This window comes from Fructobacillus durionis, assembly GCF_900112405.1.
Classification (GTDB): Bacteria; Bacillota; Bacilli; order Lactobacillales; family Lactobacillaceae; genus Fructobacillus; species Fructobacillus durionis.
This window is the reverse complement of the sequence record NZ_FOLI01000002.1, coordinates 160,954-175,703: the sequence shown is the minus strand read 5'-3', so window position 1 is coordinate 175,703 and position 14,750 is coordinate 160,954. Positions and strand designations below refer to the sequence as shown.

At 46.4% G+C, this 14,750-nt stretch carries 8 protein-coding genes; all 8 read right to left on the bottom strand.

Features of this window, described 5'->3' with window-relative positions:
- Positions 1–1,928, bottom strand: a 1,928-nt coding sequence (locus BMZ93_RS03410) for a KxYKxGKxW signal peptide domain-containing protein (RefSeq protein ID WP_143404272.1), incomplete at its 3' end; no start/stop codon positions are given.
- Positions 1,929–2,163: 235 nt separating this feature from the next.
- Entirely contained in the window at positions 2,164–3,615 is a 1,452-nt protein-coding gene (locus BMZ93_RS03405) for an NCS2 family permease (protein WP_091502242.1), read from the bottom strand.
- A gap of 109 nt (positions 3,616–3,724) precedes the next feature.
- Positions 3,725–8,038 carry a PolC-type DNA polymerase III gene (locus tag BMZ93_RS03400; RefSeq protein WP_091502240.1) on the bottom strand — a complete coding sequence of 1,438 codons (4,314 nt, stop codon included), beginning with the start codon at positions 8,036–8,038 and terminating at the stop codon, positions 3,725–3,727.
- 55 nt (positions 8,039–8,093) lie between these two features.
- Positions 8,094–9,809, bottom strand: a complete 1,716-nt coding sequence (locus BMZ93_RS03395) for a proline--tRNA ligase (RefSeq protein WP_091502238.1) — start codon at positions 9,807–9,809, stop codon at positions 8,094–8,096.
- 54 nt (positions 9,810–9,863) lie between these two features.
- Complete coding sequence (gene rseP, locus BMZ93_RS03390) at positions 9,864–11,120, bottom strand: RIP metalloprotease RseP (protein WP_091502236.1); 1,257 nt, start codon at positions 11,118–11,120, stop codon at positions 9,864–9,866.
- Positions 11,121–11,150: 30 nt separating this feature from the next.
- Positions 11,151–11,954 (bottom strand): phosphatidate cytidylyltransferase, encoded by an 804-nt coding sequence (locus BMZ93_RS03385; RefSeq protein ID WP_091502234.1) that lies wholly within the window; start codon positions 11,952–11,954, stop codon positions 11,151–11,153.
- 20 nt (positions 11,955–11,974) lie between these two features.
- Positions 11,975–12,766: an undecaprenyl pyrophosphate synthase gene (locus BMZ93_RS03380; RefSeq protein ID WP_091502232.1), complete on the bottom strand. Its 792-nt coding sequence runs from the start codon at positions 12,764–12,766 to the stop codon at positions 11,975–11,977.
- 148 nt (positions 12,767–12,914) lie between these two features.
- Complete coding sequence (glmS, locus tag BMZ93_RS03375; RefSeq protein WP_091502230.1) at positions 12,915–14,723, bottom strand: glutamine--fructose-6-phosphate transaminase (isomerizing); 1,809 nt, start codon at positions 14,721–14,723, stop codon at positions 12,915–12,917.
- Positions 14,724–14,750: the final 27 nt, after the last annotated feature.

The window sequence follows — 14,750 nt, the reverse complement described above, 5'->3', positions numbered from 1 at the left end:
GCGTCATTGATTTTCTTCGTTTCAGCTGCCTTTTGATCATCCGTCAAGTTCTTGTTGTTATTGATATCAGTACGAGCTGCGTCAGCCTTTTTATGGATATCATTCTTAGCATCCGTCACTTGGTCTGCAAGTGGTTTACCAGGAACATGGGCACCTTCAATGATGTCGTCTTGTTCCTTCGTCTTCGTTGCAGCAGCCGCGTTAATTGCATCTTGAGCTGTTTCTTGAGCAGAAATATTCTTTGATACAGCATCAACTGCATCAGTAATCTGCTTCGTTTGCGAAATCTTTTCAGCATCCGTTAAGGTGTCATCATTCTTAATCGCGTCAAGGCGTTCTTGGACTTTTTCACGACTCTTGTAATCGTTAATCAAATCTGACTTACGCTGAGCAAGGTCGTTGTCCTTGTTATCGTTTGCGAAGTCAGTCTGAGATTGTGCCAAAGCATCAACAACAGTTTGCGCATTCGTGGCGTTTTGAATAGCAGTCTTTGCCTTATCATAGTCTTCTTTAAGCTGAGTCAACCGCTCAGTCTTTTCAGCATCTGACAAAGTCTTGTTGCCATTGATATCGTTTTGGGCCTTACTGTATGCAGTATTCAAAACCGTTTCAGCGTTTGTTTTACGATCCGCGACTGTTTCAGCTGGGGTAACCTTTACATCAGAGAAACCAGGACGCAAGCCATCGTTTCCCTTGATCAACTGTGCGTTCACAGCGTTTAAGTCATTCTTATCCTTCGCATCCGTAATCGCTTGAACAAGTTTTTTCTTATCAGCTTCAATCAAGTCATGGAGATAATCTTTTTCAGCCTGAGTCAGGTCATTGTTGCTGTCAACCTTGTTATATTCATCAGCAACCGCCGCGTTCAAAGCATTGGTTGCATCTGTCTTTTGGTTGTCCATGCTTTCGCCAGGCTGATAAGCATTTGTTGCATCAGTAATTGCTTGATTTGAACGGTTATCGACATCCGTCTTGTTGTCCATCTTGGCGATGTCTTCTTCGGCCTTCTTGAAAGTCTCTTCCGCCTTCTTCTTTTGAGCATCTCGCGCCGTATCATCCAAAGTCGGATCATTGTTAATCTTGTTTTCAATTTCCTTCTTGGCGTTATCAATGGCTGCCGCTGCACTTGCTTTCGCAGCCTTTGAATCATCAGACTGCTTCAAAGCATCCGCAATTTCAGTCTTCAAGGCATCCGCGGTACGCATCTGAATTTTAGGAGTTGGATAAGCCTGACTAGTGGTCTTTGCTGTATGAGGAGCACGTGTATCAGGAATATACGCCACACGAAGTGTATCATCAGTGGCATTAAATGTACTTGGCAAAGTAAATGACAAAGGATTGTTCAATGAATCTTTTACATAAACAACTGCGCCATTAGGATCTGTCTTACTACCGTCAGCATCTGTATCAGTTGAATAACGCTTAATTGTTGAAAAAGTACCAACATTTCCATCCGTATCTGAGCGTTTACCAATTTCAACCGACACAGAATTATTTGCACCACGAGGGGTAATGGTAATTTGTGTTTTTCCACCAACATAGGCGGCAATCAACTTACCAGTTGACTGGTCCTTACGAACGTAAACGTTGTTAACCTTATAATCGATGGACTGATCACCATCTTTGGCCACACCAGTTACTGTCGTTAAGTTTACCCACTTACCAACAACGGCTTCTTCAGGTGAGTTGAATGTAACATCTTCAACAGATGCTACTTCATCATGCGTAGTCGTTGCGTCGTTTACTGCTGCAGCTGCTCTTGTGTTGTAGTCAGTATCATCAGCCTTCGCTGAGATACCAGCAATCGAATGGCCATGATGTTGCTCAGCAACAACCGTTGCACCTGTCAAAAGGGCAATGGTTGCCAGTGAAGCGTAAACCCAGTTCTTGCCGGATTTATACATCTTGTAATGTTCTTTTTTGGTCATCTTTTATACCTATTTCTGTACTTTTGAGAAATTCGTTCTTCCGTTATGTTACATGGTTTACTGTTTTATTACAACCATTACATTAAAATATTTTTAAATATTGTCTTTTTTAAATAGATTAGAATGAGAATATAAAAAAACGACTTTGACTTTTTTTAACTTTAAAAGCAGTGAAAACACAAAAAGAACCTGCATCTTTCGATACAGGTTCTTTTACTTTGTCTATTAATTTAAATTAGATAAAGGCTAACAAGATAAAGTTAGCCAAGAAGAAGGCGGTGATAACCAAAAGAATTGGTGACAGTTCCTTCCACTTTCCTTGAGCAACCTTCACAACAATGTAGAAGATGAACCCTGCGGCAATTCCGTATGAGATTGAGAAAGAGAATCCCATGAAGATTGAAGTAAAGAAGGCAGGAATAGCAACAGCCAAATCTGACCAGTCAATCTTCTTGAACTCACCCATCATCATGATTCCAACCACGATCAAAAGTGGTGCAGTAGCCGCCGTTGGGATAACAGATACCAATGGTGACAAGAAAAGCATTGCCAAGAATCCAAGGGCCGTCACGATATTAGTCAAACCAGTACGTCCACCGGCAGCAACACCTGTGGCTGATTCGATGAATGTTGTCGTGTTTGAAGTACCAACAACCCCAGCCAAAGTCGTTGTGAATGTATCCACAACCAAAGCCTTATCCATCTTTGAGTTAAATGAGTTATCAGCAACGAACGCTTCTTGATCTTCCTTTGAGAAGATACCCGTTTGGTTACCGATACCAATCAAAGTACCAATGGCATCAAAGAGACCAGTCAATCCCATAGCAAAGACCGTCACAATGGCCAAGGATGCTTGTGGCCATGAAGACCAAAGCGTTCCCATTCCGTGGGCACCAAAGGCGGCACCAAATGTGTGACCGAAATCGCTAAAGGCGTTTGGCAATGAAGTAGCAGCGGACATGTGAGTGTTTGTCACACCCATTGGAATACCAATCAACGTTGTTGCAATCAAGGTAATCAAGAAAGCACCTGGCACCTTACGGATAACCAAGAAAGTCAAAATCAAGAGGCCAATCAAAGCTAACAAAGCAGATGATTGTGTAAACTTTGTCAATTCAGGAGTCACGCCACCAGAGGCTAGCAATGAATCCAAACCACCCTTAACAGCTCCACCAGCGTATGGCTTGTCGTTAACGGAGATAATGTTTGAACCTGAGATAACAAAGTTAATGAAACCGGCGTTCTTCAAACCAATGTAAGTAACGAAGACCCCTAGTCCACCACCAATGGCAGCTTTCAATTCCGTTGGGATGGCTTTCACAATTGCCTGACGTCCGTGCGTCAAGGTAATCACAATGTCTAGCATTCCAACCAAGAAAACAATGGCCAAAGCCTGTTGCCACTTGAAACCAAATCCGAAGACAATGGTATAAGTGAAGTAGGCCTGCATTCCAATTCCAGGTGCAAGGGCGAATGGTACGTTAGCGTACAATCCCATCAACAATGTTCCGAAAACGGCAACGATGATGGCCGCGATAAAGACGGCTAACTGTGACATCCCCGCTTGGGAAAGAATCTGAGGGTTCAAGAAGAAAACATAGGCCATTGACACGAAGGTCGTCAACCCGGCAATCACTTCCTGCTTAACAGAAGTTTGATTCTGCTTCAGTTTAAAAAATTTATCCATTTTTCTGAGGGCTTTCGCCCACTCCTTTTAGTTTTTACTTTTTGCTTGCTGGTCGACAATCGTTATCACAGATAACGGTCACGCTAAAACAGCAAGTCCCTTTTCCTTATTAAAAGTCAAAGAGCGACAATTGGTTCTCATCCGGCAAATCCGAAACAACGGAGTGTAGAGTCAAGAAATCGATGATTGTCTGTGAGACTTTACCACGCTTTTTCAAATCTTCCTTCGAGATAAATGGCTTTTCAGCACGTGCTGCAACAATCTGGTTGGCCACGTTGTCCCCAAGCCCCGGAATGACTGAGAACGGCGGAATCAATTCGTTTCCGTCAATGACCCATTCCGTTCCATCAGAACGTTCGAGGTCAACCATCTTGAATGAAATACCACGTTCGAGCGCTTCGTTGGCCATCTCCAAAACAGTCAACAAATCCTGATCACCCTTCGAGGCATCGTTTCCCATGTCGCGAATCTTCGCAATGGCCGCTTTAACGGCTTCCTTACCACGGGCCATGGCCACAACGTCGAAGTTGTTAGCACGAACCGTGAAGTAAGTGGCGTAATAAGCAGCTGGGAAATAAACCTTAAAGTAGGCGATTCGGAGCGCCATCAAAACGTAGGCAGCAGCGTGGGCACGGGGGAACATGTACTTAATCTTCAAACAAGAATCGATGTACCACTCGGGCACACCGTTTTCTCGCATCAAAGCTTGGTACTCATCCGTAATCCCCTTACCCTTACGAACCTTTTCCATGATATTAAATGCATCGGCAGAAGGCAAGCCCCAGTTAATCAAATCGGTCATAATTTTGTCACGGGTTCCAATCACGGTCGCGATGGTCGCCGTTCCGTTCTCAACCAAATCGTGGGCATTGCCCAACCACACATCGGTTCCGTGGGAAAGTCCAGAAATCTGGAGCAACTCAGAGAAAGTGTGTGGCTGGGTATCTTCCAACATGTTCCGGACAAAGCCGGTTCCAAATTCGGGCAATCCCAGTGTTCCAGTGTTGGAATAAATCTGGTCCGATGTAACACCCAAAGGCTCAGTCGAAGTAAAGAGTCCCAAAACACCCGGATCGTTAACCGGAATGGTCTGTGGATCAATACCGGACAAATCCTTTAGGGTACGAACCATCGTGGGATCATCGTGTCCCAGGATATCCATCTTCAGCAAGTTATCGTGAATGGAATGGTAATCCATGTGGGTCGTTTGCCAAAGAGCGGTTTGATCATCGGCTGGGTACTGCACTGGGGTAAAGTCATAGATGTCGTAATCGGCAGGAACAATCAAAATACCACCCGGGTGCTGACCGGTCGTTCGCTTAACGCCGGTTACACCCTGAGCCAAACGTTCCTCTTCCGCTCCGCGGAATACTTTATCATGGTCACGCTCGTAAGCCTTCACATAACCAAAAGCCGTCTTTTCGGCAACCGTGGCAATTGTTCCGGCACGGTAAACTTTCTTCACCCCGAACATGACCTTCATGTAATCGTGGGCAATTGGCTGGTAATCACCAGAGAAATTCAAATCGATATCGGGCACCTTGTTTCCGGTGAAGCCCATGAAGGTTTCGAAAGGAATGTTGTGCCCGTCCCCAATTAGCATTTCACCGGGGTGGTTTGGGTCTTCCTTTTCAGGCAAATCATAACCGGAACCGTATTCCTTCGGATCTGCCAATTCAAAGTAGTCCCCGTGGGCCGACCGGTAGTGCGGTGGCAAAGGATTGACTTCGGTAATTCCAGACATAGTGGCCACGAAGGAAGAACCAACGGAACCTCGGGAACCAACCAGGTACCCGTCCTTGTTGGACTTGGCCACCAAACGCTGAGAAATCATGTAGTGCGGTGCGAAACCGTTTCCAATGATTGAACTCAATTCCTGATCAATTCGGTCTTGAATCAACTTAGGTAATGGATCACCATAGGCTTTCTTCGCCGCTGCAAAAGTCTTTTCCCGCAGCTCATCCCCGGCTTCTGGAATCTGTGGAGGGAAGGACCCTTCCTTCAAAGGATGAATGTCTTCCAGCATATCGGCAACAACATGGGTATTGTCGATAACCACTTGCTTAGCCTTTTCTTCACCCAAGAAGCTGAACTGCTCCAGCATATCCTGGGTCGTCCGGAAGTGCACGTGCGGCAAAGCCTGCCGGTTCAATGGGTTACCAGGCTGTGAACCAATCAAAATATCCCGGTAAATGTGGTCTTCTGGGTTGGTATACTTCACATCCCCCGTCACAACAACGGGCTTGTTCAGTTCATCCCCAATTTTAACCATGTCGGCTAAGATATCCTTCAACTTGTTTGGACCGGCGATTAGTTCACTGTCCAACATTGGTTGATAATTAGCCAAAGGCTGAATTTCGATGTAATCATAGAATTCGGCCTTCTTTTTAGCTGGTTCGTAACCCTTTTCAATCAGGGTCACAATCAAATCACCAGAGGTATCCCCGGAACCAATAATCAAGCCCTCACGGTACTTCACCAAAACGGAACGCGGAATCCGCGGTACTTTATTGAAATAAGAAACGTTTGACTCTGAAACGAGTCGGTACAAATTCTTCAGTCCAACCGGGTTTTGTATCAAAATCGAAGCGTGGAAAGGACGGCCATGTCGCCAGGCTCCTCCATCCAGCATGTGATCATTCAACTGGTTCAAGTTCGTCACATCATGGGACTTGATTGCCTCTTTAATCAGCTTCCAACCCAAATGTCCCGTTGTTTCCGCATCATAAATGGCACGGTGGGCCTGCTCCAGTTCAATTCCAAACTTCTTGGCCAAGGTTCCCAAACGATAAGACTTGTAGTCTGGGTATAACCAGCGAGTGAATGGCAGCGTATCAATAACGGGCTCTTCAATTGGCCCCTCTTGATAACGGGCATAGGTCGCGTTCATGAAGTCCACATCGAAAGTCACGTTGTGACCAATCAGAACAGAACCCTTAATCCACTCACGGAAGTTATCAATGACCGTTTGCTCAGGCTTGGCGTTGGCCACCATCGCATCAGTAATGGAGGTCAAGTTCGTCGTAAATTCAGAAAGTGGGAAACCAGGATTGATGTACTCGGAGTACTTATCAATGACGTTTCCCATCTGCATCTTAACGGCAGACAATTCAATAATTCGATCGGAAACGGCTGACAAACCAGTCGTTTCCAAATCGAAGGCGACATAGGTTAGTTCTTTGTCGTTTAAGACTTGGTCGCGTGTGTTATAAGCAATGGGGTCCCCGTCTTCCACAACGTTGGCTTCCATTCCAAAAATCATCTTAATGTCGTTTTTCTTAGCAGCATCGATGGCCTGTGGATAACCTTGAACATTTCCGGTATCCATCACCGTCAAGGCTTCCTGTCCCCAGGACTTTGCCAGCTTAGCCACCTGACCAAAGTCCGTCACGGCGTCCATTCCAGACATGTTGGTATGGGCGTGTAACTCAATGCGCTTTTCTTCGCCCTGATATTCTTCCTGACGGTTCTGGTGATCAACAACCTGGAGGTCATAAATATTCAAAACCAACTCACGGGCGTAAGTATCTTCTTGCACGTTTCCACGAGCCTTAATCCAGCAACCAGCCTTCAACTGATCAAAGACGGCCTCGTCCTGTTCGTTATTTGAAAACTTCTTGGCAGAAATTGAAGAAGAGTAATCCGTAATCTTCAACGTCAGCAACTTACGCTTCGACCGTAATTCACGGACTTCATCAGCAAAGATATATCCCTCAATCACAACGCGGGATTCTTCCCCATCGATATCTTCCAAACGGGTAATCTCAGCATCTGGATTGATGGCCCGTCCCAAACGGAGGGCCACACCTTCAGCAGACTTCTTAGGGGCGGCTTTTTCAGCTCGTTCAATGGCCTGATTAATATCGGCCTGCACTTGCTGTTGGTGGGAGACAAAGTTTTCCTGGAGTCGTTGCTGCTGGTTATCGTCGACAATTGCCGTAAAAGTCAAACCAGCCATTCCAAAGGTCGCGTAGATATCCGTCAACGAAGCCAGCACCTCGTCCGTCAAAGCAGCGGCCAATGTTGGCATTGCCGTGGCAATGACCACTTCCTGCTGCCCTTTCAACTGAACAGAAGAAGCCGAAGCCAGCTGCTGCACCGTTGCGTAGTTCAAGCCTGTTTCACGCAGAGCTAAGTGGAAGTATGACTGAACCTCTTCTTCTCCAAATCCAGCCTCTTCAGGTTGAATCGTCAAATAGACGGCGTCAACCTGCTTAAAGTTGGCAGCTAAGCCTCGATAAAAGGCCAAATAGGCTGGAAAAGTCAAAACCCGCTTGCTATTCACAACAAAGCGCCAAGACTTGGCATCAGGGTCAACGACAACCGAACCCAAGGAGGCGTCCTGTAAAACGGCCTTCAAGTTATCAGGCAGTTCCGCCTGTTCCATTAATTTTTCTAATTGTTCTCTTCGACTAAGAGCCATTGAACCATCCTTATTGAAAGGCAAAAAGCCGACAGTTTGTCGACTTAATGAGTACTTATTTTGCTAGCCATTCGTTTAAGTGAGCGGCGATTTCTGAAGCAGGCATGTCAAAGCTTTCACCGCTTTGACGAAGGGTTACTTCAACGATTCCTTCGCTGGCCTTCTTACCAACCGTCAAACGAACTGGCAAACCAATCAATTCTGAATCGGCAAACTTCACGCCAGCACGTTCCTTACGGTCGTCAACGAGACTCTCAAAGCCAGCATCGGCAACGACCTTCTCAAGGTCAGCTGCAAGAGCAGCTTGGGCATCATCTTTCATGTTCACTGGGACAATGTGCACTTCGTATGGCGCAATCGCTGCTGGCCATACCAAGCCCTTGTCATCGGCCTTTTGTTCCGTAACAGCGGCTAACAAACGGGAAATTCCGATTCCGTAACATCCCATGATCATATCGATTGAACGACCGTTTTGGTCCAAGACCTTGGCACCCAATGCATCGGAGTAGCGGGTTCCCAACTTAAAGATATGACCAATTTCGATTCCACGGGTGAAGACTAGCTTTCCCTTACCGTCAACGGCTAGATCGCCTTCCTTTGCAGTACGGAAGTCCGCTACTTGGTCATCAGCCAAGTCAACGTCACGGTTCCAGTTAATGTTCAAGTAGTGCTTACCGTCTTCATTGGCACCAGCTGCAAAGTTCACCAAGTCAGCGGCACGTTCGTCAACCAAGAGCTTGACGTCTTCTGGCAAACCAACTGGTCCTAATGAGCCAAATGAAGCGCCCAACTTTTCTTGGACGAGGGCTTCATCTGCCAATTCTACTTCAGGCAATCCCAAGAAGTTTTGAACCTTCACCAGGTTCACTTCAAAGTCGCCCGTTGTCACAACGGCTGCCAATTCACCTTCTGGGCCGCTAACCAAAATCGTCTTCACTAATTCTTCAGCAGGACGGTTCAACAATTCTGACAATTCTTCGATTGTCTTCGCATTTGGCGTATCAATCTTTTCAAGTTCAGCCTGTGCTTCGCCTGAACGGTCAACACGTTCGTAGAAATCCTTGGCCATTTCCAAGTTAGCGGCGTAATCAGAACCATCAGAGTAGGCAATGATGTCTTCACCAGCTGCGGCAGGTGCTGAGAATTCCTTTGAATCAGAACCACCCATGGCACCGGCATCCCCAACAATGGCACGGTATGACAAACCAACACGGTCGAAGATGTTGCGGTAAGCCCCTTCCATCTGGTCAAAGATGGCATCCAAACCTTCGTAGTCAGCCGTAAATGAGTAAGCATCCTTCATGATGAATTCACGGGTACGGAGCAAGCCGAAACGTGGACGACCTTCATCACGGAACTTTTGTTGGATTTGGTAAACAACCAATGGCAACTTCTTGTATGACTTGATGTCGTTACCAATTAATTCGGTGAAGGTTTCTTCGTGGGTTGGACCCAAGATGAAGTCACGGTCCTGGCGGTTCTTAAACTTATACAAATCTTGACCATAAGTTGCGTAACGGCCAGACTTTTGCCAAAGTTCAGCAGGTAGGATTTCAGGAACCAACATTTCGTTGGCGTTGATGGCCGCCATTTCTTCACGAACGATGGCTTCCACCTTATTCAAAACACGTTGTGCCAGTGGCAAGTAGGCAAAGGCCCCGGCAGATACCGGACGAATGTAACCGGCCTTCAACAAAAGCTGGTGGGACTTCACTTCGGCATCAGCAGGTACTTCACGCAATGTTGGCATAAAAAGCTGTGTTTGTTTCATAATTTCCTTCTTTCCTGTTGGTTAGATTATGTACGGGGAAAACTCCCCATGAATTTAAAATTGAATCAGATCCTTGGCCGTTACCAAAATCATCAGGATGACTAGGGCAATTGTTCCAACCATTATTAAACCATTTGCCAAGAACTTTGGGAATGGCCGGCGGAAAATTGACTCATAGAGATCCAAGAAGACTTTACCACCATCCAATGGCGGAATTGGTAACAAGTTAATCAAGCCAAGGTTGACGGACAGCATCCCGAGCAGGGCTAAGACTGTCATAAAACCTTGGTTCGTCGCCGTGGAGGTAGCCTTGGCCAACATGACCGGTCCACCTAGTTTGTTCAATGAGAAAGTCGTGGTGAACAGGTTAACGATACCGTCAGAAACTTGGGTAAACCAGGACTTCCACATCAAGAAGCCGTATTCTAGGCGATCACCAAATCCGGTTTCACCCTTGGCAACGACACCAATCCGGTAGCCCTTTTGTCCAGAAATCGTCACGGCTTCTGGCGTCACCTTGGCCGTCTTTTCCTGACCATTTCGCTCGTAGCGAACAGTCATGGTCTTACCCTTTTGCTCCGCAACTTCTGTGGCAAAGTCAGTAAAGGTCTTAACGGACTGACCGTTAACGGCCTTCATCTTGTCGTTTACCTTCAATCCAGCTTGAGCGGCTGGTTGATTTTTAACAACCTGCCCCAGAATCGGTTCATTCAATGAAACCTGACTAAGGGAGAAGGCCAGAACCAAGGCGGCAATAATAGCGAGGATAAAGTTCATCGCAGGTCCAGCTAAGTTAATGAATACCCGCTTAATTGCCGGCGCTGACTCAACCCAAGAAGAACGGGGAGCAACTCGGTTTTCCTGACCAGAATCATCAACGATGGTGGCATCTGTTGAAACAGAAAGTGTTTCAACATCTTCCGAACCATAACGGAAACCCGTTAAGGTCATCGCATCAACCAGGTCCGCCTGGTCAATTTGGAAAAGGAAGCCGGCTTCTTCCTGGTCAGCACGCAAATCAATGTTAGTAACCAAACCCGCTTCGTTTTGCTGAAGGTACAAGCGCTGACCGGCCTCTAAATCATCATGATCTTCTTCCGATGCCATTCGAACATAGCCACCAACCGGTAGCAAGCGAATCGTATAGGCCGTGTCGTTCTTGTACCAGGCAAAAATCTTTGGGCCCATGCCAATAGCAAATTCACGAACGAGCACACCGGACTTTTTGGCCACGATGAAATGACCGAATTCGTGAAATGAAACCAGTAGGCCAAAGACAATTAAAAAGGCAATGATGGCTGTCACTGACATTGGGCATCCTCCTTACTAAAGAGCTAGGTATTACTGCAAGAAACCAAGAATTGAAAGCATTGGCATCACGACCAGCATCGAATCGAAACGGTCCAAGATACCACCGTGGCCTGGCAAGATGTTTCCAGAATCCTTTACGCCAAAGTGACGCTTGAAAGATGATTCAATCAAATCACCAAGCTGTCCACCAATTGATAGGAAGACTGTGGCTAACAAGAGTTCCAAGACGGGACGGTGCAACCAACCAGTTACGGAATACAAAACCGTCATGACTACGATGGCAATCACAGAACCTGATACAGAACCTTCCCAAGTCTTGTTTGGTGAAATGGTTGGGGCTAACTTGTGCTTTCCGTAGGCTTTTCCACAGAAGTAAGCAAAGGAATCCGTAATCCAAACCGTCAACATTCCGAAGAACAAAACAGCCAAGCCCTTTTGGTCGGCTAAGTAGAAGTAGTGGAATCCCTTACCGATATAAACCATTGAAAGGAAGAGCACACCGGCATCGTTAATGTTAAAGGACTTCTTTGACAAAACCGTCCGCAAGAGGAACAGGAAGGCGATGGTTGAAACCACCGTGTCAGAAGTGACCGTCATTGGCCAGTTGTCAGAAACCCAAATCCAGAAGTTGTTTGGCACAACCAGTGCCACAACCCCCGTTAGAGAAAGCAAAGCTTCAAAGGAAACCAAGAGTGTCTTGGTCATGCGAAGCATCTCGCCCATGGCTACCCAACCCAAGGCAATCGTCAACAACAACAATGGTAAATGACCAATGACAACAAGGGGTACGAAGACCGCCAATGCCACAATGGCCGTAATAATGCGCGTTTGCATTTTAAATTCTCTCTTTCAATTTAAGCTTTTACTTTTCCAAAACGACGATCGCGTTTCGTATAGGCTGCCAGAGCCGCTTCGAAATCCGCCTGGTCAAAGTCAGGCCAGAACACATCCGTGAAGTAGAACTCTGAATAAGCAGCCTGATAAGGCAGGAAGTTCGATAGACGTTCTTCACCAGAAGTACGCACAATCAAATCCGGGTTAGCTAAGTCCCCAAGGAACCCGGTGGTTAACTCAGAAGCTAACAAATCCTTATTGATATCTTCAGGCTGTAGTTCGCCTGCAGCCACCCGTTCTGCCAGTGCGGCAGCAGCATCCGCAATTTCCTGCTGGCCACCGTAGTTCAAGGCAAAGTTCAAAATCAAGCCCGTGTTTTGAGCTGTGTCGGCCTTAGCTTCGATAACCGCCTGCTTCGTGGCTTCAGGAAGACGGTCAATGTCACCAATCGTTTCGACTTTGACATTCTGTTCAATTAATTCAGGCACAAAAGTGTCAAAGAAAGTCACGGGTAACTTCATCAAGAACTTCACTTCATCGTTTGGACGGGACCAGTTTTCAGTTGAAAAGGCGTAAACGGTCAAAACCTGAACGCCGGCTTTACTTGCCAGGCGAGTGACACGCTTCACCGTTTCCATCCCCTCTTTATGTCCGGCAACACGTGGAAGATGCCGCTTTTTAGCCCAACGGCCATTACCATCCATAATGATGGCTAAGTGTTTTGGTACCTTGTATTCACCCGCCGCTAAAGCAGCTTCAAAGCTTGGTGATGCAGCTTTTTTCGTAGAAAACATTCCAGAAAAGAATGACATAAATGATACCCCTAAAATTTGAAAAATACTCTTCACTATTTTACCAGAATTGAGGAAGACAAACAAAAAAACCGATGAAAATTCATCGGCTTTTCTTATCTTCTCGCAGCCCTATCAGATAGGCCTGCGTCAGACTTTATTAAAATAATTATTGCACCGTCACAGACTTGGCCAAGTTACGAGGACGGTCAACGTCCAAGCCACGGTCCAAGGTTGCATAGTAGGCAATCAATTGAGCTGGGATAACAGCCAAAAGTGGCATCAAGAGTTCGTTCACTTCAGGCAAGACATAAGCATCCCCATCCTTTGCCAGAGATTCTGAGGCAAAGACAATGGTGTTGGCACCACGGGCGGCCACTTGGGCAACTTCACCGCGGAGCAAACCAGCCGTCTTCTTTTGCGTCAACAAGGCAAAGACAGGTGTGCCATCTTCAATCAAGGAAATCGTTCCGTGCTTCAATTCACCAGCGGCGAATCCTTCAGTCTGGATGTATGAAATTTCCTTCAACTTCAAGGCAGCTTCCAAAGCAACGGCGGCATCCAAGCCACGGCCAATGTAGAAGGCTGAGTGCTGATCCTTCAATGCGGATTCAGCAATCTTCTTGAAGCTTTCCTTTTCGTCCGTGATGGCCTGAATTTCAACGGCAACCTTTGCCAATTCAGCCTTCAAATCGAAGCCAGGGTTACCCAAGGCAGAGGCCAAGATGGCTTGTACCAAAACTTGAGCCGTGTAGGCCTTCGTTGAGGCAACGGCGATTTCAGGACCAGCTAAGACAGGCAATGCGAAGTCCGCTTCACGAGTCAAAGTTGAGTTCATCACGTTGGCCAAAGTCAAAGCTGGGAAGCCTTGCTTCTTCACGTTATCCAAAACTTCTCGTGAGTCAGCCGTTTCACCAGACTGTGACAAGAAGATGAAGAATGGCTTTTCTGACAACATTGGTTGATCGTAAGCAAATTCAGAAGCGATATGAACTTCCGTTGGAATCTTAGCCCACTGTTCGAAGTAGCGCTTACCAATCAAACCGGCGTGATATGAGGTACCCGCAGCAACGATGTAGAGGCGGTCAGCCTTCTTGATGGCATCCGTAATTTCAGGGTCAATTCCCTGCAAATTTCCTTCGTCATCATAGTAATGACCGGAAATGTTACGAGCCACAACGGCTTGTTCATCGATTTCCTTCAACATGTAGTAAGGGTAAGCACCCTTGTCCGTGTCTTCTGGATCAATTTCCAAAGTAAATGGTTCGCGGTTAACTTCTTCACCAGCTGCATCGTAGATAGTAACTGACTTTGGCTTCACAATGGCCATATCACCATCACGCAATTCGATGAAGTTCTTCGTCAAGTCAATCATAGCTGCGGCATCAGACGTCACAGCGTTACCATGGTCAGAAACACCAACCAAAAGTGGTGATTTCTTCTTGGCAACGTACAAAGTTTCTGGATCTTCATGGTCAACCAAAAGGAATCCATAGGCTGAGTTACCGTCCAAAAGAGAAATCATCTTACGGAAGGCGTCAGGTGTTGACATACCATCCTTTGAGAACTTATCAACCAATTGCACAGCAACTTCAGTATCCGTTTCAGATACGAAGTGAACGCCTTGCAAATAAGTGTCAGTCAATTCCTTGTAGTTTTCAATCACACCGTTGTGAACCAAGAAGAAACGGTTATCCGCAGACTTCTGTGGGTGAGCGTTTTCAACAGTCACGTTACCATGCGTTGCCCAACGGGTATGAGCAATCCCAGCCGTTCCCTTGAAGCCCTTTGTTTCAGCAATGGCCTTTTCGGCCAACTTTGAAACGCGGCCCTTTTCTTTAATTAAAGCGTCCTTGCCTGAATCGTCAGACAAATAGACCCCGGCTGAATCATAGCCGCGGTACTCAAGCTTTTGTAATCCTTGCAAAAGGTAAGGTAGTGCATCCCCAACCCCTGTAACACCAACAATTCCGCACATGGTTGAATCTCGCTTTCATATAAAAAT